Genomic DNA, 23,691 nt, shown 5'->3' on the forward strand with positions numbered 1-23,691 from the left:
ATCTCTTCTCTCAGTGCGGGTTCGAACCGCCTCAAACGGTTGACTTAGCGCCGTTGATCCGGCTTGGCTACCCCAAGGAACCCGCACCTCAGCTAATGTAAGGTGCGCGGCACTGAATGCTCTGTCTCCGGGCCGGCCTGTAATGAGACCATAAACGAAACGATCCTGTCGTATTCGGCTTTCAAATCGTTCTCGGACCCAAATGCACTCATCGGAATAAACCAGCCACCCTCTTGCGTCACAAAACCGATGCCGAATTCGGTCAGAGTAACTCGGCTTACGGATTTCCATCCGATGTGGATCTCTGTATCTGCGGCACGCTTTGAGATGCCGGCGACATCCACTCGGATCATGGTGGGTTCAGGCTCGAAATGAGCAACCTCGACTCGCCTCGCCAGAATGGGGCCGAGATTGATCATGATACCCGTGACAATGGTCATCATGCCCACAACTCCCGCGACTCCGGCCAAAGCACCGGAGCCGTCGAGATAGTTTGTGGCAAGCACAAGCGGAATGCCAACGAGAAAGCAGTAAAACAACCGTCTCAGGGCGCCGAGACGACTTTCGCTCCGCGCCCTTGAGTAGACCCCTGAAAAATCGGCAGGAGACAGAACAAAGCGGTACTCAAGGCTTCGTTCTTGCTCCATATGCCGACACTACAGCGTCCTGGTCACCATCTCGACGCGGAAGCACTCGATGACGTCGCCGGCGCGCATGTCCTCGTAGTTCTGGAAGGCCATGCCGCATTCCTGGCCGGCCGGAACTTCCGAAACCTCGTCCTTGAAGCGCTTCAGGGTCTTCAGCGTGCCTTCGTGGATGACGACATTGTCGCGGATCAGGCGCACGCCCGCACCACGCTCGACCTTGCCTTCGGTGACACGGCAGCCGGCGATCTTGCCGACCTTGGTGATGTCGAAGATCTCGAGGATCTCGGCATTGCCGATGAAGGTCTCGCGACGCTCCGGCGAGAGCAGGCCGGAAAGAGCCGCTTTCACATCATCGACCAGATTGTAGATGATCGAATAGTAGCGGATCTCGATGCCTGCCGCAGCCGCGGCTGCGCGGGCCTGCGCGTTGGCGCGAACGTTGAAGCCGATGATCGCAGCCCCGGAAGTTTCCGCCAGCGACACGTCGCTTTCGGTGATGCCGCCGGCCCCGGCATGGACGATGCGGGCGCGCACCTCGTCGGTGCCGAGATTGTCGAGCGCCGCATTGATCGCCTCGATCGAGCCCTGCACGTCGCCCTTGATGACCAGCGGGAATTCCTTCAATCCGCTTGTCTGCAATTGCGACATCATCTGTTCAAGCGAGCCGCGCTGGCCGGCATGCCTGGCCACCGCCTTCTCACGCGCCAGACGCTGGCGATATTCGGTGATCTCGCGGGCGCGGGCTTCGTTGTTGACAACGGCGAAACGGTCGCCGGCCAGCGGCGTACCTTGCAGACCGAGGACTTCCACCGGCATTGCCGGCGGCGCTTCCTTGACCTGCTCGCCGCGATCGTTGACGAGCGCGCGTACCCGGCCCCATTCGTTGCCGGCGACGAGAATGTCGCCCGGCATCAACGTGCCGGTCTGCACCAGCACGGTAGCGACCGGGCCCCGGCCCTTGTCGAGCTGGGCTTCGATGACCACGCCTTCGGCGGTGCGGTCCGGATTGGCCTTCAGGTCGAGGATTTCGGCCTGCAGCAGGATCGCTTCGAGCAACTTGTCGAGATTGATGCCCTTGGTAGCCGACACCTCGACATCCAGCACCTCGCCGCCCATGGATTCGACGAACACCTCGTGGCGCAGCAGTTCCGAGCGCACCTTCTGCGGGTCGGCGTCATGCTTGTCGATCTTGTTGATCGCCACAATGATCGGAACGCCGGCCGCCTTGGCGTGATTGATCGATTCGATCGTCTGCGGCATGACGCTGTCGTCAGCTGCCACCACGAGGATGGCGATATCGGTCGCCTGGGCACCGCGGGCACGCATCGCCGTGAAGGCGGCGTGGCCGGGCGTGTCTATGAACGTGATCTTGTGACCGTTCTTCTCGACCTGATAAGCGCCGATATGCTGGGTAATGCCGCCGGCTTCGCCGGAAACGACGTTGGCATTGCGGATGGCATCGAGCAACGAGGTCTTGCCGTGATCGACATGGCCCATGATCGTTACCACCGGCGGACGCGGCTGCAGGTCCTCCGGACGATCGGCGATGTTGAACAAGCCCTCTTCGATGTCGGACTCGGCGACGCGGCGGACCGTGTGGCCAAATTCGGTGGCGACCAGTTCGGCCGTGTCGGCGTCGATCACGTCACCAGGCTTCAGGATCTGGCCCTGCTTCATGAAGAACTTGACCACGTCGACAGCGCGCTCGGACATGCGCTGCGCCAACTCCTGGATGGTGATGGTTTCGGGCAGGATCACTTCACGCATGACTTTCTCGCGTGGCTCGTTATGCAACGCGCGCTTGAATTTCTCCTGACGGCGGCGCATCGACGACAGCGAGCGGGCGCGCGCATCCTCGTCGGAAAGAGCCGAATTCAGCGTCAGCTTGCCGCGGCGGCGGTCTTCCTCGCCCTTGGTCGGCTTGGCAGGACGTGCCACTTCGGGCGTGACCAGACGGCGCACCGGTGCACCGGCACCGGTCCGCTTCGGCTTGACCTCTTCCTCGTCATCGACCGTCGCCAGTTCGGCGGCGAGCGGCGCACGGCGGCGCGCCTCTTCCTCGGCACGGCGGCGGGATTCGGCCTCGGCTTGCAGCCGTGCCTCTTCCTCGGCCTGACGGCGAGCCGATTCCTCGCGCTCGCGGCGGCGGCGCTCTTCGTCCTCGCTGCGGCGCTTGGCCTCCTCGATGGCGCGCTGGCGATCCTCGACGTCGCGGACCTTCGAGCCCTCGAGAGCCCGGCGGCGTGCTTCCATTTCCTGGCGCGACAACTCGTTCAGCACCATGCCGCCGCGTTCGACCGGCGGGGGAGGCGGCGGCGCCTTGGGAGCTTCCTGCACGGCAGGCGCTGCCGCGACCGGCTTCGGCGTGAAAACGGACACAGGCGCTGCCGCCGGCTCCGGCTTGTCGCCAGGCAGCGAGAACTTGCGCTTCTTGGTCTCGACGACCACCGACTTGGTGCGGCCATGCGAGAAGTTCTGGCGCACCGTGCCCTGTTCCATACCGGGGCGCTTCAGCGTCAAGGTCTTCTTCGGCGTAACACTCAGCGTCTTGTCGTCGCCCGATTTCGTATCGCTCATTCCATATCCTCTGCGGCATCATCTTCGTCAGCAACGGCCGCAAGCATTGCCAGATCGTCCGGGGAACCGCCCCGATATCGGTCGAGCGCAACCATGCGCTTCTGGACCGCCCTGCCCGCGTCGCCCGCGAGAACGGCAGCATGTATCACATTTGTACCCCCCAATGCCAAGCTCAACTCGGCCTCGGAGAAAAGTTTGTAAGCGCGGATCGCAGGCCCGCCGAGGTGGACGGTTGCCCGTCGCGCCTGGCTTATCTTGCGGACGCCATCGTCGGAAGCCTCGGTCGCGTGGAGCACGAAAAGTGCAAGTCCGCCGCGCACGGCGCTCTCGACCTTGGTCGCTCCGAGCGCTATGGCGCCCGCCTTGCGGGCCAGGCCAAGCATACCCAGAGCGGACCTGGAAAGCAGCGCGTCGACCATACCGCCAAGATCGGCTGGCACGGTCACCTGCGCCTTAAAAGCACGGGCAAACAGGTTTTTGGCCGCTGCCTTGTCTATATGTAGGCGGTCGGCCGTCACCCAGCAACCGCGGCCGGGCAGGTTTCTCTTGATGTCCGGAACGACGGCCGAATCAGGGCCGACGACGAAACGGATCAGTTCATCCGGTTCGGCTTGCCTGCGGGTGACGATGCAGGTGCGATCGTTCATCTCGTCCAAGGGCGGGTTCGGTGCGATGCGGTTTCACCTCACGCACCGACGGTTTCGTCAGCCGGCACGCCCTCGGCGGCAAGCTCGTCTTCGGTGATCCAGCCAGCCTTCAGGCGAGCCGCCAGGACCATCTGCTCGGCATCGGCGCGTGATACGCCATGGTTGGCGAGCACACCCGGGAATACCTTCGTCTCGCCGTCCTTGCGTTCTTTCCAACCGGTCAGGTCGTCGGCGGCGTAGCCGGCGAAATCCTCGATCGTCTTCACGCCGTCCTCGCCGAGCGTCACCATCATGGCGGTGGTGATGCCGGGAATCTCGCGCAATTCGTCCTTGACGCCGAGGGCCTTGCGCTTCTCGTCGTGCTCGGCTTCGATCTTCTCCAGATATTCGCGGGCGCGGGTCTGGATTTCCGAAGCCGTGTCCTCGTCGAAGCCGTCGATCGACGCGATTTCGCCGGAATCGACATACGCGACTTCCTCGACGCTGGTGAAGCCTTCGGAAGCGAGCACCTGGCCGACCATCTCGTCGACGTCGAGGGCTTCCATGAACAGCGACGACCGTTCGACGAATTCCTTCTGGCGGCGTTCGCTCTCTTCCTGCTCGGTCAGGATGTCGATATCCCAGCCGGTGAGCTGCGAGGCAAGACGGACGTTCTGGCCGCGGCGGCCAATGGCCAGCGACAGCTGATCGTCGGGAACGACGACCTCGATGCGCTCGGCATCCTCGTCGAGCACGACCTTGGCGACTTCCGCCGGCTGCAATGCATTGACAATGAAGGACGCCGCCGAAGGTGACCACGGAATGATGTCGATCTTCTCGCCCTGCAATTCACCGACGACCGCCTGGACGCGGCTGCCGCGCATACCGACGCAGGCACCGACCGGATCGATGGAGCTGTCGCGCGAGATGACAGCGATCTTGGCGCGCGAACCCGGATCGCGGGCGACCGACTTGATCTCGATGATGCCGTCGTAGATTTCCGGCACTTCCATGGTGAACAGCTTCGCCATGAACTGCGGATGGGTGCGCGACAGGAAGATCTGCGGACCGCGCTGTTCGCGGCGCACGTCATAGACATAGGCACGGACGCGATCGCCATACTTGTAGTTTTCGCGCGGAATCAGCTCGTCGCGGCGGATGATCGCTTCGCCGCGGCCGAGATCGACGATGACGTTGCCGTATTCGACGCGCTTGACGGTGCCGTTGACGATCTCGCCGATACGGTCCTTGTATTCGTCATATTGCCGGTCGCGCTCGGCCTCGCGTACCTTCTGCACGATGACCTGCTTGGCCGACTGGGCGGCGATACGGCCGAAATCCATCGGCGGCAGCTGTTCGGCAATGAAATCGCCGAGCTGGGCGTCCGGATTTCGCTCGCGCGCCGAGGAAATGGCAATCTGGGTCGCGTAGTCGTCGACCTTCTCGACCACTTCCATCAGCCGCTGCAGCTTCATCTCGCCGGTATTCGGATTGATATCCGCCCGGATATTGGTTTCCTGGCCGTAGCGCGAGCGCGCGGCCTTCTGGATCGCATCGGCCATGGCGGCGATGACGATCGACTTGTCGATCGACTTTTCACGCGCGACCGCATCGGCGATCTGCAGCAGTTCAAGCCTGTTGGCGCTTACAACCATCTTCTTTCTCCCGAGCTTGTCGCCGACCTTACCGCCGGCAGCCCAATCACATTTCCTGTTCGGTTTCGTCTTCCGCACCCGCTGGTGCGTCTTCGGGTTCGCCGCGGCGTTTCCTGGCTTCCTTGCGCGCCCGGTTGTCCTTCGACAGTGCATCGCGGATAAGATCGTCGGTCAGAACCAGCCGCGCTTCGCCAATCGCATCGTAGGGAACACGCACCGTCGGCTCCTCGCCGTAAGCGGCCTTGTCGCGCTCGATCACCACACCGTCCGCGTCGCTTTCGGCGATCTTGCCCTTGAAGCGCTTGCGGTCGGCGACGAGAACCGACGTCTCCATCTTCACCAGATGGCCGGCCCAGGCTGCAAAGTCCGATTTGCGGACCAGCGGCCGGTCGATGCCCGGCGACGACACTTCGAGATGATAAGCCTTCTCGATCGGATCATCGACATCGAGCGCCGGCGACACCGCCCGGCTGACCTCTTCACAATCCTCGACCGTCATGGTGCCGTCCTCGCGCTCGGCCATGATCTGCAGCGTCAGCCCGTTCTGGCCCGACAGGTGCACACGTACCAAGCGGAAGCCAATGGCGCGCAGTACCGGCTGAACGATCAGCGCGATGCGCGCATCGATGCCGCTTTCGCGGATGATGCGGTCGTCGCCTTCGCTCGCCGTCATTGTCATTCGGTCTTCCGTCGCTCGATTCCTGTTTGGTCGGCAGGTAATAAAAAAGAGCGGGACCGGGTGGACCCACTCTTCGTCATACCGACCAAGAATTTGAAGCTGATATAGACGATCATGGTCCTCGTTTCAAGCCCGTCCTGCATGACGGCAAGGCACCGAGTCCGCAGCGCTGCGCCAAATGCATGGCGCCCATGCAGTGATCCCCCTTTGAGCACCGGCCACGCACGACTATCTATGTTGCATTGCACAATTGGAGCGATCACTGCGCTCGAAAGGGTACGATCATGAACAATCGTGGATTTTTTTCAGCCATAGGCGATGTCTTTAGCGTGTTCGGCAGCGCCGTAGCAGCGTCGCGGGCTGTGGAAAACGGTCGCAAGCCGCGTGCGCATGATCTGCGCAATCTCGGCATGGAGCCGGCAGCCTTCGACAAGATCCGTCGCTTCTGAGCCAAGTGAGCGCCGAGAGCCTTCGGCCGCTCGCCTTTGCTCAGCTCGGACTTTCTGCTTATTTCCGCACGAAGGTCAGATAGGCTGGCCGTCGGCCTTCGCGAATGGCCTTGGCCTCATAGCGCGTCCCCGGCCAGCCATCATAGGGCCGATGCCAGTCGGCTGCTTCGCTCGCCTGCCACGTGAAGGCGCCGTGCGCCCGGCAATGCAGGAGCGTCCAGTTCACATAGCTGTCGATGTCGGACGCAAAGTGGAACTTTCCGCCGTGCTTCAGGACGCGCGCGAAACGGTCGAGATTGACCGGGCTGACGAAGCGCCGCTTCCAGTGCCTCTTCTTCGGCCACGGATCCGGATAGAGAAGGTCAATGCCGTCAAGCGAAGCCTGCGGCAGCCAGTCCAGCAGGCGCGTGGCGTCGTCATCATAGACGCGCAGATTGGCAAGCGGCCGCTCCCGGACCGCCATCATCATCTTGGCCATGCCGTTGACGAAAGGCTCGACGCCGATAAAGCCGGTCGCCTGGCTGGCCGTAGCACGGTGCAGAAGATGTTCGCCGCCGCCAAAACCGATTTCGAGCTGGACAGCGGAAACTCCGGCTTCGAAAAGGCTGCGCAGATCGGCCGGCGGTTCAACCGTCAGATCGAGCTGGTAGGCGGCAAAGCCGCTCTCCAGCGCCGCTGCCTGCTGTGGTCGAATGGTCTTGCCGCGCCGGCGACCGAAAAACGCCTCGGTCGCACGACTTGGCCGGTCCTTCGGGTCCATAGGCGCCGCGGTTAGGCGGCGACTGCTTCGGCGACCGGTTCGGCGAGAGCGTCCTTGAGCGCCTTGGCGAGATCGGTCTTCTCCCAGGAGAAGGATCCGTCGCGGCCGGCCTTGCGGCCAAAATGGCCGTAAGACGACGTCTTGGCATAGATCGGCTTGTTGAGATCGAGGTGGCGGCGGATGCCGGACGGCGACAGGTCCATCACGGTGCGCAGTGCACGCTCGAGCTTTGCCTCGTCGACCTTGCCGGTGCCGTGGAGGTCGACGTAGATCGACAGCGGCTGGGCGACACCGATCGCATAGGAAAGCTGGATAGTGCAGCGATCGGCGAGCTTCGCGGCAACCACGTTCTTGGCGAGATAGCGCGCCGCATAGGCGGCCGAGCGGTCGACCTTGGTGGTGTCCTTGCCGGAGAAAGCGCCGCCGCCATGGGGCGCAGCCCCACCGTAGGTGTCGACGATGATCTTGCGGCCGGTCAGGCCGGCGTCGCCGTCGGGCCCGCCGATGACGAACTTGCCGGTCGGGTTGATGTACCAGTTGCAATTGTCGGCGATCTTCAGGTCGCCCAGTGCTTCGCGAATATAGGGCTCGACGACGTTGCGCACCTTCTTCGAATCCCACGTCTCATCGAGATGTTGGGTCGACAGCACGATCTGCGTCACTTCCGCCGCTTTGCCGTCGACATAGCGGACGGTGACCTGGCTCTTGGCATCCGGCCCGAGCCTGCCTGCATCACCGCTGCCTTCATGGCGCGCAGCGGCCAGCAGTTCGAGGATCTTGTGGCTGTAATAGATCGGCGCAGGCATCAGGTCCGGGGTTTCGCGGCAGGCATAGCCAAACATGATGCCCTGGTCGCCGGCTCCCTCCTCACCTTGCCGGTCGGAGGCGTTGTCTACGCCTTGGCCGATATCCGGCGACTGGCCGTGCAGCAGGACCTCGATCTTGGCCGTCTTCCAGTGGAAGCCGGCCTGCTCGTAGCCGATTTCGCGGATTGCCTTGCGGGCGACCGACTTGAACTTGGCCGGGTTGACAATCGGATGGCCTGCCGCATCCTTCAGGACATTGCCCTCCTTGTCCTTCTTGAGCAGCGTCTCGGGGACGCGCACCTCGCCGGCGATGACAACGCGATTGGTTGTCGCAAGCGTCTCGCAGGCAACGCGGACCTTCCACGGGTCCATGCCGGTCTTTCTGGCTTCGCGATAGACGAGATCGACAATCTCGTCGGAGATGCGGTCGCAGACCTTGTCGGGATGGCCCTCGGCAACGGATTCCGAGGTGAAGAAGTAATTGTGCCGCGTCACGGGTGTCCCCTCTTGAAAAAATATCGGCAGGCCGCCGATTTTGGCGCGCCAGTTGTTAACGGTGCCGGGCGCCGGTCGTCAAGCCATGCAGCCGTTCTGGCATGAATTTTGACGTTATTTATCTTTGCATCCCGAGACGGCGGCAGGGCGCACTGCGATCAGCCCTTGCGCCAACAGACTGAGGGAAAACGGCTTCGAGGAAGCGCGTCGAGCAAAATCGATCCGCGCTTTGGCGCATCTGCGGAATGCACATCCCTCGATGCGGGCAAGCGCGAGAAATTGCCTGCCCAGCCACGACGAACTCTACCTCTTTGAACTCTTCGCGAGCCAGTCAATCGACCTCGTCGGTGGAGAGCGACTTCACAAGCTCAATTATCTTACGGCGCACTTTCACGTCGGCGATCTTGACGAAGGCGCGATTCAGCTGGAGCCCTTCCGGGCTGCCGCAGAATTCGACGGCGGAGGTCATCGACGCATCCTCGGCAAATCCACGGTTGCCCACGGGCTCCTGACCGGGCGCATCCTCGAAAAAGAAGGCGACGGGCACGCCGAGTATGGAGGCGATTGCCTGCAAACGGCTGGCGCCGACGCGATTGGTGCCCTTTTCGTACTTTTGGATCTGCTGGAACGTTATGCCGAGGTTTTCGCCCAGTTTTTCCTGGCTCATTCCCAGCATATTGCGGCGAAGCCGGATGCGGCTTCCGACGTGGATGTCGATCGGATTCGGCTTTTTCTTGTTTTCTTCTGTCATTTTGTCCTCGCCGAATTTTTCCGGCTTTTTCTATTTTGCTGCCCAAACGACGCCGCGGCCCGTGCCCCAACAGAACGACCTTATCGACTTCGAAAATTTTCAGGCGCTTACAGTATGAGTTTCTAATGTGTCGGCTGTCAATTCGCCCGTAGCCTTTGCCTTACGTTCAAAATGCATGCCGCTACGGCGAGCAAAAACATGATCAGCATTCCGTTAATGCGTCGTTGGCCGGAGGAAACGATGGCTTGGTTGGAGATCGGCACACGCACATCGATGGCGCCGCGTGCATCGATTGCCAGCGCGTCGACGATGCGGCCGCGCGGGTCGACAACGGCCGAAATGCCGTTATTAGCCGCGCGCAACAGGGGTACCCCATTCTCCACCGCCCGGATCTGCGCCTGCCTGAAGTGCTGGTACGGCCCTGGCGTGTCGCCGAACCAGGCGTCATTGGTGACGTTCACAATAAGCTCGGCTGACGTTGCGTCAACCGCGACGAGATCGGAGAAGATGACCTCATAGCAAATAAATGGCAGCGCTCGGATACCGCCGGGCAGCGTGATCGGGTGCCGCTCATTGCCCGCCGCGAAGGTCATCGGACCGGCAACAAGCTGCTCAAGCCCGAAGCGGCCGAGCAGATCGGCGAAAGGCAGATATTCGCCGAAGGGCACCAGGTGGACCTTGTCCACGGCATCGACGATTTCGCCCCTGTCGTCGATCGCCACGACCGAGTTGTAGTAACGGCTGCGGGCCGCCGAGCCGCCTTCCTCGCGAACGACGCCGGCAACCAGCATCTGGCCGTCGCCAAGCATCTCTCCGATGGCAGGCAAGGCATCCGGACGTTCGGTGAACAGAAACGGCACGGAGGTCTCCGGCCACAGGATCAATTGCGGCCTGTTATGGCCGGGTTCCGGTGCCTTGGCCGAAAGCCCCATCATGGTGGCGAAGATGCGGTCACGCACCGAGGCATCCCATTTTTCCGTGAGATCGACGGCAGGTTGCACGATACGGACGTCGAGGCTATGGGCCGCCGCTTTTTCGGGGGCGGCGAGCCGGATATAGCCGAAGCCGGCATGGGCGGCGACGAGAACGACAAGCAACGCCGCGCCCAGGCGAAGATGCTGGCGCGCCGCAAGCAGCGCCGGCAGAGCGAAGACGAAGACCGCCAGCGCGTTCATGCCGACCATGCCAGTCACCGAGACGCTCTGCATCAGCAACGGCACCGGCATCGCCGCATAGCCGACGGCATTCCACGGAAAGCCGGTGAACAGGAAGCCGCGCAGCCATTCCGCCAGCGCAAAGCCGAAGGCGAGCGCGGCGATGCGGCCGATGTCGTTGCTCCACAACAGCCGGGCAACCACGGCAGCGAAACCGTAAAAGAAGGCCAGCGCGAGGGGGATGCCGACCACCGCGAACGGCAAGGCCCAGGCAAAGCTGTCGGCCTCGACCAGAAGCGCCGAGCCGACCCACCAGAGCCCGGCAAGAAAGTAGCCGAAACCGAACCACCAGCCGGTGGCGAAAGCCGGCAGCAAGCGTCGCAGAAAACCGTCCGAGGCTTCGCCGGTCGCGCCATCGAGAAGCCAGACCAGCAGCGGGAACGAAACGAAACCGACGGCGAAGAAATCGTAAGGCGCCTGGGCAAGAACCGCCAGCGCCCCGGCAAGAAACGCCACCAGCGCGCGCCGCCAGCCCCAAAGCAGAATTATCCGGCCGGCCTGGCGCTCCATCTATGCTTCCGAGTCGTGCGAATCAGGAAGCAAGATTTATCAGGCCGCGGGCTTGGCTCCAAACGAACCCTAAGCCTGCTCAGTGCGGACGGCGCGGCGCCGCCGCTCGCCCTTCAGGGTCTCGACGATGCGCACGCGCTTGACGCGGCGCGGATCGGCGTCGAGCACATGGAACTCGAAGCCGGGTATGGCCTGCACCACTTCGCCGCGCGCCGGCACCCGGCCAAGCGTGTTGAAGATCATGCCGCCGATCGTGTCGACATATTCGCCGTGCTCGCCGGCGGCGAAATCCTCGCCGATCATCTTGGCGACATCGTCGATCTCGGCCTTGCCGTCGACGATGAAGACGCCTTCGCCGGCCTGTGTAATCATCGGCTCGTCCTCGTCGTGCTCGTCCTCGATGTCGCCGACTACCATCTCGACGATGTCCTCGAGCGAGACGAGGCCGTCGGTGCCGCCATATTCGTCGATGACCAGCGCCATCTGGGTGCGCGTCGTCTGCATTCGCCCCATCAGGTCGGAGGCGAGCATCGACGGCGGCACGAACAGCACCGGTCGGATCAGGTTGAGATCGCCGATGGTGCGCGCCAGATCGACCTGGGCGAGATCGAGAACCGTCGCGACCGGGGTTTTCCTGGTCGTCCTGCCCTTTCTGACGCGGGCGACCTTGGTGATATGCGCCAGCACGTCGCGGATATGAACCATGCCGCGCGGGTCGTCGAGCGTCTCCGAATAAACTGGCATGCGGGAGTGGCCGGACTGTTCGAACAGCCCCAGAAGATCGCCGAGCTTCGTCGTGATCTCGACCGCCTCGATGTCGGCGCGCGGCACCATGACGTCCTCGACCCGCACTTCGCGCAGGCGCAGGATGTTGTTGAGCATGGCGCGTTCGCCGGGCGAGAAGGATTCTGCATCGCTCGCCGTTTCGGCAAGCGCACCGGCAATCTCCTCGCGCAGGCTGGTGCCGTTGCGGTGCCTGAAAAGCCCGAGCACGCGATCGAACAGGGAAGGACCGGCAGGCGATGCCTCGCTGGCGAAGCTGCCGGTCGTGGTACTCGGACTCGAGCCCTCTTCCGTCGTTTCGGAAGGCTTGATCGCACTGCCGGCGTCGGAGCGGGCGGCAGTCTCTGGTTTGTCGTTCATCATCGTCCGGTCAATTGGTCTTTTGTAATTACGTGTAGGGATCGGGAATGGCAAGCCTCGCAAGTGCTGCGCGCTCTGTCGCTTCCATCAGGTCCGCTTCGGCATCCGTTTCGTGATCATAGCCCAGCAAATGCAGCAGGCCATGGATGACGAGATGGGAGATATGGTCCTCGACGGGCTTGTCTTCCAGTGCCGCCTCGCGCGCGACAGTCTCGGCGGCCAGCACAATGTCGCCGAGCATCGGCGGCAGAGGCCCGCCCCTGGCAAAGGGAAAAGCCGGAAAAGACAGCACGTTGGTCGGCTTGTCCTTGCCGCGCCAGCCGGCATTGAGCGTACGGATATGGGCATCGTCGGAAAAGACGATGCTGAGCTCGGAACGACCGTCCGCACCGGTTTCGGCAAAGGCGGCCGATACGGCGTGGTCGACCAGCCGCGTCAGCGTCGTCTCGCCGGGCCAGTCGCCCGCCTCTATGGCGATATCGATCTCGACGGGAAGCGGCCCTCCCGCCTTTTGCTCCTCAGCCATGCGGCCGCATAATCATATCAGCTTTCGACACCCAAGCCCCTGGCCAGCTTGCCGTCACGGTCGTAGGCCTTGACGATCTCGGCGACCAGCGGATGTCTGACGACGTCGCCTTCATTGAAGCGGACCGTCACCATGCCGGTAACGCCGTCGAGAATTCTCAGCGCCTCGACCAGGCCGGACTTGGTGTTCGGCGGCAGATCGATCTGGGTCGGATCACCGGTGACGATCATGCGCGAGTTCTCGCCGAGCCGGGTCAGGAACATCTTCATCTGCATCGGCGTGGTGTTCTGCGCCTCGTCGAGGATGACGGCGGCATGCGCCAGCGTACGGCCGCGCATGAACGCCAGCGGCGCGATCTCGATGACCTCGGCGGCAATCGCCCGTTCGACCTTGTCGGCCGGCATCATGTCGTAGAGTGCATCATAGAGCGGCCGCAGATAGGGATCGACCTTCTCCTTCATGTCGCCCGGCAGAAAGCCAAGCCGTTCGCCGGCCTCGACCGCAGGGCGCGACAGCACAATGCGTTCGACCATGCCGCGTTCGAGCAGCATTGCCGCGTGCGCCACCGCCAGGTAGGTCTTTCCGGTGCCGGCCGGGCCGATGCCGAAGACGAGTTCCGACCGCTCCAGCGCGCGCATATAGGCGTCCTGGTTCAGCGAGCGGGCATAGATGGTCTTCTTGCGTGTCGATATCTGGGCGGCGGACACCTTGCCCTTGCGCTCCAGCGTCGGCAGCGTCAGCTGGTCGTCGGTGGCGATCGCCATGCGCACCGCGCCGTCGACATCGGACTGGCCGATATCAGTGCCTTTCTGCAGAATGCCGTAAAGATTGTCCAAGGCGCGGCGTGCCTGCTCGGCGGCTGAGGAAGAGCCCTTGATGGTCAATTGGTTGCCACGCGAGCGGATGTCGACGCCGAGCTTCTGCTCGAGCCTGGCCAGATTCTCGTCGAACTGGCCGTAAAGGGCGCTGGCAAGCTTGTTATTGTCGAAAGTCAGTACGATGTGCGCCATATCCGAGGCCCCAGAGGGTAGATTCTGGGGCAGGTTCTTGACTTCAGCAGCGCTCAACCGTCTCTCCTCATCTGCCGAGGCCATCAGGCCAATTCGGCGAACAGGCTGTTGTAGCCCGTCTTCGTGATTCGTACCGGGATAATGTCACCGATTTCGCCGGCCTTTTCATCAACAATAACCGGCTGCAGCCACGGCGAGCGGCCAACCTTCTGGCCGGCCTGGCGGCCCGGCTTTTCGATCAGCGTGTCGATGGTCCTGCCGACCAGGCTTGCGCCGAAATGCTGCTGCTGTTTCAGAAGCAGCGCTTGCAATCGCTGCAGGCGCTCGTCCTTGACGGCCTCCGGCACCTGATCGTTCATTTCGGCGCCCGGCGTGCCGGGCCGCGGAGAGTATTTGAACGAGAAGGCCGAGGCATAGTTGACGTCTTCCACCAACTGCATCGTCGCCTCGAAATCCGCTTCCGTCTCACCGGGGAAGCCGACGATAAAATCGCCGGACAGTGCGATGTCGTTCCGTGCGGCACGGATGCGGTCGATCAACGTCAGATAGTCCTTGGCCATATGCCTGCGGTTCATCGCCTTGAGTATGCGGTCGGAGCCGGATTGCACCGGTAAATGTAGATAGGGCATCAGCGCAGGCAAATCACGATGGGCGGCGATCAATTCATCGTCCATGTCGCGCGGATGGCTGGTCGTGTAGCGCAGCCGCGCCAGACCTGGAATCTCTGCGAGCCTGAACAGCAGCCGGCCAAGGCCCCATTCCTCGCTGTCTTCGCCTCTTCCATGCCAGGCGTTGACGTTCTGGCCGAGCAGTGTCACCTCGCGCACGCCGGCATCCGCCAGGCGCTCGGCCTCGGCGACGATCTGTGCCACCGGCCGCGAGACTTCCGAGCCGCGCGTATAGGGCACGACACAGAAGGTGCAGAATTTGTCGCAGCCTTCCTGAACGGTCAAGAACGCCGTCACGCCGCGCCTGATCAGTTCGGCGCGCTTGGGCTGCGGCAGATGCTCGAACTTGTCCTCGACGGCATAGTCGGTCTCGACGATCTTTTCTCCGGTCCGCGCCTTCGCCAGCACAGCGGGCAGCCGGTGGTAGGTCTGCGGGCCGATGACCAGATCGACCGCCGGCGAGCGACGGATGATCTCGGCGCCCTCGGCCTGCGCCACGCAGCCGGCGACGCCGACCAGCATTTCGCGCCCGGCCTTGGCACGTTCCGCCTTCAACTCCCGGATGCGCCCAAGTTCGGAATAGACCTTTTCGGCCGCTTTCTCGCGGATGTGGCAGGTGTTGAGCAGCACCAGATCGGCCTCGCCAATGGCGTCTGTCGCGGCATAGCCGTCGGTCGCCAGAGCATCGGTCATGCGCTGCGAATCGTAGACGTTCATCTGGCAGCCATAGGTCTTGACGAAGACCTTCCTGGTCGCGGCAGGCGGAACGACCAGGTCTTCGGCGGCAGCGCCGATGTCGTCGCGTTCTATCGTGTTCAATTCCATTTCGCGGCTTCTAGCGCCTTTCCCTGACAAAAAACAGACGAATCTGGCCGGTACCGCGCAGACTACCGGCTCGGGCGCGGTTCGGCGAGCGCCGCCTGCACCATCTCGCGCACCTGGCGTTCCATCTGCTTTGCCGTCTCCTTGCGGCTGGAGCCCTTGGAGAAAGCAATCGCTTCGCCAAAATGCACCTCGACGTCGAGAGCGCCCTCGGCCATCAGCACCTTGAGGTGCGGCATCAGTTCCTCATCGCCGATCCAGGCGGCAACCGGTCGATGCCGGCGGCCGAGTGGCACGCCATGCAGGCGCGTATAAACGATCGCCACCGGCTGGATGAAGACCTGTTCGGCCGCCCCTTCAGCAATCGCCATCGTAGCTGCGCCGAACAGTGTGCTCTTGAACGGCAGGATCATGTTGCCGTCGCCGGTCGAGCCTTCGGCGAACAGCACCATGGCGGCCCCTTTGGCCATCCGGCGGGCGATCTCGCTCGCCTGGTCGCCCGACGAACGTTTGCGCTCACGTTCGATGAAGACGGTGCGTTGCAGCTTCGACAGCATGCCGATCAGCGGCCAGCCTGCCATGTCGGCCCTGGCGATGAACGTCACGTCGACCATCGATCCCAGCACCATGATGTCGGTCCAGGAGATGTGGTTGGCGGCGACCAGCAATGGGCGTTGGCCGGATAGCGCCCCTTTGACATGGATGCGCAGCCCCAGCGCCCTGACGATCATCCTGTGCCAGATCTTCAGGATGAAGGTCTCGCGCCAGAGCCCGGTCTTCATCGACAAGACCTGCAGCGGCACAAGCACCAATGAGCCGACGACAACCAGCCCCAGCGCCAGGAAAATCCTGATTTTTCCTATCATCCGCACCACCCCGGCGTTTGGCTAGCGAAGATCGCGGCGCATGACAAGCGCGCCGGTCGGGCCGTGCTCCGGCGACTTGTAATAGTTGGCGCGCTTGCCGACCTCGCGGAAGCCGAGCCGCCGGTAGAGCGCGATCGCGGCGACGTTGGTCTCGTCGACCTCAAGGAAAAGCGCCTCGGCGCGCTGTGCGTGCAGTTCACGCAGCACCGCATCCATCAATTGCCAGCCGAGCCCCCGGCGCCGGTGCGAGCGTGCCACCGCGACCGTCAGGATCTCCCCCTCGCTGGCGGCCAGCCGCGCCAGGACGAAGCCCACCGGCGGCTTGGCGCCCTGTCCGGTCTCGCGCGCGGCATAACCGAACACCGTGTCCTGCTCGAGCAGCGCGGCGAATTCGTCGTCGGTCCACGGCCGCGCGAAATCCTCGCGATGCAGCACCGACATGGCCGCGCTGTCGGCAACCGTCAGCGGCTCGATCGCATAGTCCCTGCGACGCGGCTGGAGGAATGGAATGCGCATCAGTTTTTTTGCCTGGGTAGAACAAAGCCGGCCTGCGGCTTGGCGTCGGCGCCCCGCAGATAGAGCGGTTTCGGCTTTTCGCCCTCGCCGTGTTTACCGGCACCTTGGGCCGCGGCCAGCCGCGCATAGACAGCGATGTCGGCGGTGGCCGCCGTCTCACCGAGATCGAAGCTGCGTCCGGCCGCCGCGGCAATTTGGGTTGCCGCCGTGCCCGCCAGAACCGGAGAGATGTCGATCGCCATGGCTGCGGCTTGCGAGAGCGTGGTCACAGCCGGACCATAGATCAGAACCGACCTCTCATCGTAAAGTGCCGCATGGATCTCCTCGCGGCCTGCATCGAGCGCTGCGAGCACGGGGCGGCGGGGAAATATCGCTGCGGTCTCTGCCGCCAGTGCCTCCAGAGTCGTCACGCCGATCGCCGGGATTTTCAGCGCCAGCGCCAGGCCGCGCGCCGCCGAGACGCCGACACGCAGTCCGGTGAAGGAGCCCGGACCGGTTGAAACGGCAATGGCGCCGAGGCTGGCATAATCGCTTCCGGCCGCCTTCAACGCGCCTTCGATGACACCCATCAGATGCTCGGCATGACCCTTGCCGAGATCGAGCACCGAACGGCCGAGTTCTTTCCCGGCCGCCGCGTCGTAGACGCAGGCGGCGCAGAGATTGGCGGCACAGTCGATGGCAAGCAACTTCATGAAGCGGCCGGTTGAGACAGTTTCGAAAACAGCTTCCCTCTGCCCGCCAGGGCTGATCCCCGCAAGGGAATAATGGATAAATCGTCAGGCGACTTGGCTTCGGCGCGGGTCCAAGAATGTAAGTTCCAACGCACCCAATCCCCACAATAGGTATCGAGACTAGCCGACCTGTTCGATACGCAGCACGTGATTGTCCCAGACATAGTCCGGCTCTGAACGTATCGAGCCACCGGACTCGACGATATCGCCGGCGCCGGTCGTCGCCATGAAGCTTTCCCCATCGGGCGCAACGCCGCAAACCTCGACCAGCGCCTTGGTGGCGACGATGCGGCCGCTGGCCGTGTCGATCACGGCAAGCGAATTCCCCTCAGGCGAAGACACGGCGATGGTGCCGACGGCAGGGTTGGCCGCGACCGAGCCGATATAGTTCCTGAAGCCGGAGAGCACGTCCTGCGGCATATCGAGCAATTGCAACTCCTTGCCGCGCGGCGCGCGGCCGACCAGCGGGGGACGATTGGTACCCGGCCCCCTGTACTGACAGCCGAACCAGACGGTGCCGGACCGGTCGGCATCCATATGGCGGATCGACAGTTGGTGCAGCGCCGGCGGCAATCCGTGCTTTTCGGTGAGGTCGCCGGTAAGGCGGTCGACCAGAACATAGGAAGGCTTCATCGTTGCGATATTGAGCTCGGCGCGGCCATAATCCGGATGCGTCTCGATGCCGCCATTGGCGACAGCGATTGTCCTGCCGTCGGAGAGAAGCAGAAGTTCGTGCGGCCCCATGCCGTATGTCGGGAACTCGCCGATACGCTTGAATTTCGCATGCGCGTCATAGACGCCGACGACGCCGGCGGCATTGTCGAAATCGTTCTCGGTTGCGTAGAGCAGCGTGCCATCGGCCGAAAACACGCCATGGCCGAAGAAATGCCGGCCGGCAACGCTGGCAATGGTGTGCGGTTCATCGCGGCCGGTATGGTCGAAGACGACAGCAAAGGTGCCCGGCTGCCTGGCAAACACCACCGAACGCTTAGACACCGGGTCGAAGGTAACATCGTGGCCCCGATCGGGCAGATCGATCGTGTGCAACAACTTGCCGGCCTCGGACAGGACGGCCGCGCCATAGCTGCCGTCGCGCTTGACGAAAGCGGTGGCGAAGACCGCGTCGGCGTCGAGTGTATTTGCCCAGGCCGAAGGCGCCATCGCCGCCACGAAACCAGCGCCCGCGGCCCTCAGGAAATCGCGCCGATCGATCAGCGGCGGCCTCATGATCAGTCGCCATCCAGTGACGAGAACCCGGCGGTCAGGCCGAATTCGGCGGTCAGCCTGGCGCCGATCAGGGTCGTCAGGCTGGATGTCACCAGTGCGAAGTAGTCGAGCTTCTGGCGCAACGTCGGATCGGCTAGTGCCTTGTCGACCGGACCCCTGATCGCCTTGGCGGCCTCGATCCCGTTGGTGAATTGGATGTGGACCGATTCCGCAATCCAGCGTGCATCAGGCGGCAGCGCATCGCCAAGCTGGGAGGCCTGGAATAGCGCATCCATGCCCGCCAGATTGCCGGTCAGCGAGCGTGCGGTATTCTGCGAGCGCCAATAAATCGCCTGTTTCGGTTTGTCGGGCTCCGGCTTGGCGCCCAGGAAGCCTTTCAGGCGCACGTCGCGAACCATTTCCAACTCGTTGATGAAGACGCCGACCAGTTCGGTCACCGCTTCAGTGCCGTCGTGATAGAGCGCGTTCTGCGGACCGGGATTGGCCCAGAGCGCGGCAAAGCCGTTAGGCTTGTTCCAAGCCTCGCCGACCTCGCCGGCAATCGTCTCGACATTGCCGGCAATGGCTGCACCATAGGCGCAGCGATAGGCGTCGCCCTTGCCGGCCAATTGACCGGCGCCATCGCCGTAGAGCACGAACTCCAATGCGCCGAGCCCTTGCATGGCGACACTCTTTGTCGCCAGTTGGGCCGGATCGGCGGCCGCCGGATCCTTGCCGGCCAGTGCTGCCTGCACCTGCTTCAGGCCGATGCTCTTGCGGTCCGGCCAAAAAAGCATGCGCTCAAGCCGGTTGTTTTCGGCGATCGGCCCGAAACGGATGATTTCCACCACCGACCAGGCATCCACGACGCCTGAGAATTCGGCGCGTGCCGCATCGAGCGTATCTTGCGAAGAGGCCTGGCAAAGCGCGTGCATGGTCTTGGCCAAGCTGTCCGCATGGTCATGCAGCCTGGCATAGGCCGGGCGGACGAAGCCGTCGATCGCCCGCTGGATCACATCCGAAGCCTTCACCGCGGCGGATGCCGGCAGCGCATCGGCGAGGACCAGCATCAGCGCGAGTGCAAGACGCTTCCGCATCAGAGCGACTCCAGAAACTTGATCAGCGCGGCGCGTTCGGCCGCATTGGCAGCGGCAAAGCGGCCACGCGCCTTCTGGCCCTCGCCGCCATGCCACAGGATTGCCTCGGCCAGGCTGCGTGCGCGCCCGTCATGCAGGAAGAAGGTGTTGCCGCTGACGGTCTGGGTGAGCCCGATGCCCCACAGCGGCGGCGTGCGCCATTCGCTTCCCGTGGCCTCGCCCACCGCCTGTCCGTCGGCAAGGCCGGGTCCCATGTCATGCAGCAGGAAATCGGAATAAGGCCAGATCAGCTGAAAGGCCTGCGCCTTGTTCGGGGTGTCGCGACGGGTGACGAATTTCGGCGTATGGCAGGAGATGCAGCCCATCTCGTAGAACAGTTTTTTGCCGGCGAGCACGTCCGGTCTGTCGAGATCGCGCCGAGCCGGCACAGCAAGGTTTTGCGAATAGAAGGTCACGAGGTCCATGACCGGCGGCGGCGCTTCGACCGGACCGAGGCGCTCCTGAACACCGTTGGGTAGGGCAAGGCAGGTCTTTTCTGCGGCGCTGCAATCGCCCCAGTGCCTCGGCACCTCAGGCGTCGAAATGCCGATATCGCCGGCAAAAGCGTCCGCCGATTGCTGACGGATCGAAGCCGCCTGCGCCTTCCAGCCGAAACGGCCGAGCGTCAGTTCACCGCTGCTGCTGTCGCGTATTATGTTGGGCCTGCCGGAAATCCCGTCACCATCGCGGTCGGTCGCATCGGCACGCGCAAGGATGTCGGCGGGAGCGATCTGCTCCACCAGGCCAAGGCCGATCATAGGCGGTGTCATGCGCGGCGACAGCGTGGTGTGCGGATCGAGCCGCCCGTAGGAGAGACCCTCAACCGAGTAGCTCGGCTTGCGCAGCGACACGACGCTGCCGTCCGTCAGTTTTACTTTTTGCTCCTGATAGTCGACATGCATCCTGCCTTCGCCCTGCAGACCGGGAACGGCTAGCTCCTGAAGTTGCGTGCCATAGACCGGGTCGGGGAAGTTGAGCACCTTGTGATCTGCGAGCGCGGCTTTCTCCTCCTCGGTACTGGCTTCCCGTGCCAGGCGCAGGAACATCGAGGTGGTGCCACTGTCGCCTTCGGGCGGATGGCCGCGGCCGTCCTTCAGATGACAGTTCTGGCAGGCGCGCTCGTTGAACAGCGGACCGAGCCCATCCGAGGCTTGTGTCGAGGATGGCGACGACACCCAGTTCTTGCGGAAAATGGCATTGCCGAGCTTGAAGGTACCCTCTTCCTCAAAGCCGATGTTGGCGGAGGATTGCGAGAAGGCATCCTTGTTGACGTCCTTCTTCGAGGTGCCGGCGCCGCCCTGCATCACTTCGAATTGCTCGGGCTTGGAGAAATCGCTGGTCGGCCTGGTGATGGCGATGACGCGCGCCAGATCCTTCGGCGTCAGATCGGTGCGGCTGGTGGCAAGCCCCGCCGGTTGCGGCGCTCCGGCCAGCGCCGAGGCTGTGAGCGTCGCCACCACGGCAAGAAGAGGGCCGCGAAGGATACCGTATCGCGGCTTCTTCTGAGCCGGCAGGCCGCAACCTTCGGCCGGCAAGCGGCGCAAGAAATCTAGGGGGCGCCGCATTCCGGCATGTCCTTATTCCGCCTCGTCGGCCGACGCTGCGTTGAGTTGGCCGTACTTTTCCTCGCCGATGGAGGCGAGCAGGTCGAGTTGCGTCTCGAGGAAGTCGATGTGACCTTCCTCGTCAGCCAGCAATTCCTCGAACAGCTTCATCGTCACGTAGTCGCCTGCTTCGTTGCAAACCTCGCGCGAACGCTTGTAGGCGGTGCGTGCGTCATATTCGCCGGCAAGATCGGATTCGAGCACTTCCTTGACATTCTGCCCGATACGCAGCGGCGCCACGGACTGCAGGTTCGGATGGCCCTCAAGGAAGATGATGCGCGCCACGAGCCGGTCGGCATGGTGCATTTCTTCGATCGATTCAGCGCGTTCCTTCTTCGCCAGCTTGGCGTATCCCCAGTCTTCCAGCAGCCGGAAATGCACCCAATATTGATTGACCGCTCCAAGTTCCAGAAACAGAGCCTCGTTAAGCCGCTCTATGATCTGCTGTTCGCCTTTCATGGAATCTGCTCCCGTATTGGACGCGCAGGCCTCTGACGCGATCCAGGTGTGAAACGATGTCGACGCCGCTCGCCGCCGAGCGGGCGTGGTAATTTTCGGTGACCCGAATGATCGTTTCGACCACATTTGGGAAGCAGCCGCAACAGCGACCGCGCTTGTGCATGGCATGATAGACCTTCGCCGGCACGATCAGCTGCCAGGGGTCCTCATCCAGCAGTCCGACGATCGTCTGCTCTATCTCCTTTTCGGTGATGATGTTGCAATGGCAGATCAGCATTTGTCGCTCTGGCTAACGGCGCTCATTTGCGCCGCGTGGCTGTTGGTTTCGAAGTTTTACTGGAACACCTTGTCCGGTGAATCGAGGCTGTCCGAGCCCTCGAAGGCGATGGCATTGAGCTTCAGGGTGCCGACGGCGCGTTCGATCGACTTGGTCTGATCGACCAGCGCGTCGATCGCCGCCTGCACGGTGGCGTTGCCGTCAGCGTTACCCTCGGCGATCTGCTGGTCATAGGCCTCGCCGGCAAGCGCCCGCGCCTTGATGGCCTCCATCTTGGCGATGGTGACATCCAGTTTAGCAGACAATTCCTTGTCGATCGCCGGATCGGCCGCCTTGACCATGTCGGCCACCGACGGCCCCTCCACGACAGTGCCGTCAAGCCGCGTGTAGCTGCCGTGATAGGCGGCACGGATGCCGATCGCATCGTAGAGATGGGAGTTGTAGGTGTTGTCGGAGAAGCAATCGTGCTCCTCTTCCGGATCGTGCAGCAAAAGGCCGAGCTTCATCCGCTCGCCGGCGAGTTCGCCATAGGACAGCGAGCCCATGCCGGTGAAGATGGTCGAAATGGCGGCGTTCGGCTCGCCATCGACAAGGTTCTTGCGGGCGGCGCCGCCTGCCTTCCAGTCGTCGACCATATCCTTTAGATCGGAAACCAGAAGGTCGCTCGCCGATTTCAGGTACTGCGCCCGACGGTCGCAATTGCCGCCGGTGCAATTGGCGAGGTCGTAATCGGTGTAGGGCCGCTCGCCGGCGCCCGGACCGGTTCCGTGCAGGTCCTGACCCCAAAGCAGGAATTCGATGGCGTGATAGCCGGTCGCCACATTGGCCTCGATACCGCCGGCCTCCTGCAGGGCGCCGGAGAGGAACTCCGGCGTCAGATTGGTGGCGTGGACCTTCTTGCCGTTGATCTCGATCGACTTGTTGGCGATCACATTGGCGGTGTAGAGCGCGTTGGCGTCCGACTCGGTGCCGTAGCTCTTGGCGACATAGTCGATCAAGCCCTCGTCAAGCGGCCAGGAGTTCACCTTGCCTTCCCAGTCGTCGACGATGGCGTTGCCGAAGCGATAGACCTCGGTCTGCTGATAGGGAACGCGCGATGCCTTCCAGGCCTCGCGGGCGGCGTTCAGCGTCTCGGCCGATGGCTTGGCGAGCAGCGCATCGACAGCCTTGTCGAGCGCCTCGGCCGTGATCAGCGAATCCTCGTATTTGGCGAGCGCGATGTCGGAATAGGTCTTGATGACCGCCTTGACATCGGTTTGTGCCTTGGCCGGCAGCACGAACACCGCCGCCGTGAGCATCGCGGTGGCGCCGATCGCCGCAAGCCTGCCGCCATACCGTGCCGTGATCATCGTTCTCATGACTGTCTCTCCTCGGGAATCAATGAAATGCCGGCGCCGCGGCGGGCAGCTGCCAGCGGGCAAAGAAGGGTCGCGCCATCGCGCGGTTCGCGGAAGAAAGACACCGAAATGCCTCCAATCGAAAGGGTTCAAGGCCCAGACATCAAAGGGATGCGCTGACGCGCGAGCTTCCATAAAACGGCGAAGACACCGGATGTCAA

General features: G+C 63.0%; 23 protein-coding genes. 1 reads left to right on the forward strand and 22 read right to left on the reverse strand.

Annotation, left to right across the window (positions count from 1 at the left end; genetic code table 11):
- Window positions 1–92 precede the first annotated feature (92 nt).
- The 5 genes from NKJ72_RS04235 to rimP form a co-directional block, all read right to left on the reverse strand.
- Entirely contained in the window at window positions 93–443 is a 351-nt protein-coding gene (locus tag NKJ72_RS04235) for a hypothetical protein (RefSeq protein WP_352475974.1), read from the reverse strand.
- Between the two features lie 213 nt (window positions 444–656).
- Complete coding sequence (infB, locus tag NKJ72_RS04240) at window positions 657–3,224, reverse strand: translation initiation factor IF-2 (protein WP_352475975.1); 2,568 nt, start codon at window positions 3,222–3,224, stop codon at window positions 657–659.
- Window positions 3,221–3,871, reverse strand: coding sequence for an RNA-binding protein (locus tag NKJ72_RS04245; RefSeq protein WP_023719562.1), 651 nt, complete (start codon window positions 3,869–3,871; stop codon window positions 3,221–3,223). Before NKJ72_RS04245 ends, infB begins: the two co-directional genes overlap by 4 nt.
- A 38-nt stretch (window positions 3,872–3,909) precedes the next feature.
- On the reverse strand, window positions 3,910–5,505 hold the full coding sequence (gene nusA / locus NKJ72_RS04250) for a transcription termination factor NusA (RefSeq protein ID WP_023719563.1): 1,596 nt from the start codon (window positions 5,503–5,505) through the stop codon (window positions 3,910–3,912).
- Window positions 5,506–5,551: 46 nt separating this feature from the next.
- Entirely contained in the window at window positions 5,552–6,184 is a 633-nt protein-coding gene (gene rimP / locus NKJ72_RS04255) for a ribosome maturation factor RimP (protein ID WP_352475976.1), read from the reverse strand.
- 284 nt (window positions 6,185–6,468) lie between these two features.
- Between rimP and NKJ72_RS04260 the strand changes: the two genes are divergently transcribed.
- Window positions 6,469–6,633, forward strand: a complete 165-nt coding sequence (locus NKJ72_RS04260; RefSeq protein WP_254816264.1) for a hypothetical protein — start codon at window positions 6,469–6,471, stop codon at window positions 6,631–6,633.
- Between the two features lie 58 nt (window positions 6,634–6,691).
- Here NKJ72_RS04260 and trmB read toward each other — a convergent pair whose 3' ends face one another.
- From trmB to NKJ72_RS04345, 17 genes are all read right to left on the reverse strand, one after another.
- On the reverse strand, window positions 6,692–7,393 hold the full coding sequence (gene trmB, locus NKJ72_RS04265; RefSeq protein WP_352475977.1) for a tRNA (guanine(46)-N(7))-methyltransferase TrmB: 702 nt from the start codon (window positions 7,391–7,393) through the stop codon (window positions 6,692–6,694).
- Between the two features lie 11 nt (window positions 7,394–7,404).
- Window positions 7,405–8,694, reverse strand: coding sequence for a methionine adenosyltransferase (gene metK, locus NKJ72_RS04270; protein ID WP_023719567.1), 1,290 nt, complete (start codon window positions 8,692–8,694; stop codon window positions 7,405–7,407).
- Between the two features lie 331 nt (window positions 8,695–9,025).
- The gene (locus tag NKJ72_RS04275) at window positions 9,026–9,445 is read right to left on the reverse strand and encodes a helix-turn-helix domain-containing protein (RefSeq protein ID WP_023676895.1); all 420 of its coding nucleotides are present in this window, start codon (window positions 9,443–9,445) and stop codon (window positions 9,026–9,028) included.
- Window positions 9,446–9,582: 137 nt separating this feature from the next.
- Window positions 9,583–11,169, reverse strand: coding sequence for an apolipoprotein N-acyltransferase (lnt, locus tag NKJ72_RS04280; RefSeq protein ID WP_352475978.1), 1,587 nt, complete (start codon window positions 11,167–11,169; stop codon window positions 9,583–9,585).
- Between the two features lie 69 nt (window positions 11,170–11,238).
- Window positions 11,239–12,312 carry a hemolysin family protein gene (locus NKJ72_RS04285; RefSeq protein WP_254816261.1) on the reverse strand — a complete coding sequence of 358 codons (1,074 nt, stop codon included), beginning with the start codon at window positions 12,310–12,312 and terminating at the stop codon, window positions 11,239–11,241.
- 28 nt (window positions 12,313–12,340) lie between these two features.
- Window positions 12,341–12,838 (reverse strand): rRNA maturation RNase YbeY, encoded by a 498-nt coding sequence (gene ybeY / locus NKJ72_RS04290; protein ID WP_352475979.1) that lies wholly within the window; start codon window positions 12,836–12,838, stop codon window positions 12,341–12,343.
- Between the two features lie 17 nt (window positions 12,839–12,855).
- A complete protein-coding gene (locus NKJ72_RS04295; protein ID WP_352464821.1) occupies window positions 12,856–13,848 on the reverse strand; it encodes a PhoH family protein in 993 nt (330 codons plus the stop codon).
- Window positions 13,849–13,931: 83 nt separating this feature from the next.
- Complete coding sequence (gene miaB / locus NKJ72_RS04300) at window positions 13,932–15,341, reverse strand: tRNA (N6-isopentenyl adenosine(37)-C2)-methylthiotransferase MiaB (RefSeq protein WP_352475981.1); 1,410 nt, start codon at window positions 15,339–15,341, stop codon at window positions 13,932–13,934.
- A 62-nt stretch (window positions 15,342–15,403) separates the two neighbouring features.
- Window positions 15,404–16,204, reverse strand: coding sequence for a lyso-ornithine lipid O-acyltransferase (gene olsA, locus NKJ72_RS04305; protein WP_352475982.1), 801 nt, complete (start codon window positions 16,202–16,204; stop codon window positions 15,404–15,406).
- A gap of 21 nt (window positions 16,205–16,225) precedes the next feature.
- Window positions 16,226–16,720 (reverse strand): ribosomal protein S18-alanine N-acetyltransferase, encoded by a 495-nt coding sequence (gene rimI, locus NKJ72_RS04310; protein ID WP_352475983.1) that lies wholly within the window; start codon window positions 16,718–16,720, stop codon window positions 16,226–16,228.
- A complete protein-coding gene (gene tsaB / locus NKJ72_RS04315; protein ID WP_352475984.1) occupies window positions 16,720–17,412 on the reverse strand; it encodes a tRNA (adenosine(37)-N6)-threonylcarbamoyltransferase complex dimerization subunit type 1 TsaB in 693 nt (230 codons plus the stop codon). Before tsaB ends, rimI begins: the two co-directional genes overlap by 1 nt.
- Before the next feature lie 159 nt (window positions 17,413–17,571).
- Window positions 17,572–18,678: a DUF1513 domain-containing protein gene (locus tag NKJ72_RS04320; protein ID WP_352475985.1), complete on the reverse strand. Its 1,107-nt coding sequence runs from the start codon at window positions 18,676–18,678 to the stop codon at window positions 17,572–17,574.
- Window positions 18,679–18,680: 2 nt separating this feature from the next.
- On the reverse strand, window positions 18,681–19,754 hold the full coding sequence (locus NKJ72_RS04325) for an imelysin family protein (protein ID WP_352475986.1): 1,074 nt from the start codon (window positions 19,752–19,754) through the stop codon (window positions 18,681–18,683).
- Window positions 19,754–21,358: a di-heme oxidoreductase family protein gene (locus NKJ72_RS04330; protein ID WP_352475987.1), complete on the reverse strand. Its 1,605-nt coding sequence runs from the start codon at window positions 21,356–21,358 to the stop codon at window positions 19,754–19,756. The genes NKJ72_RS04325 and NKJ72_RS04330 overlap by 1 nt, the downstream gene beginning before the upstream one ends.
- A 12-nt stretch (window positions 21,359–21,370) precedes the next feature.
- Window positions 21,371–21,856 carry a bacterioferritin gene (gene bfr, locus NKJ72_RS04335; RefSeq protein WP_023676883.1) on the reverse strand — a complete coding sequence of 162 codons (486 nt, stop codon included), beginning with the start codon at window positions 21,854–21,856 and terminating at the stop codon, window positions 21,371–21,373.
- Window positions 21,822–22,133 (reverse strand): (2Fe-2S)-binding protein, encoded by a 312-nt coding sequence (locus tag NKJ72_RS04340; protein ID WP_352475988.1) that lies wholly within the window; start codon window positions 22,131–22,133, stop codon window positions 21,822–21,824. Before NKJ72_RS04340 ends, bfr begins: the two co-directional genes overlap by 35 nt.
- A gap of 56 nt (window positions 22,134–22,189) precedes the next feature.
- Window positions 22,190–23,482 (reverse strand): imelysin family protein, encoded by a 1,293-nt coding sequence (locus NKJ72_RS04345; protein WP_502901829.1) that lies wholly within the window; start codon window positions 23,480–23,482, stop codon window positions 22,190–22,192.
- Window positions 23,483–23,691: the final 209 nt, after the last annotated feature.

The sequence above is a fragment of the Mesorhizobium sp. M0045 genome (assembly GCF_040323385.1).
Lineage (GTDB): Bacteria > Pseudomonadota > Alphaproteobacteria > Rhizobiales > Rhizobiaceae > Mesorhizobium.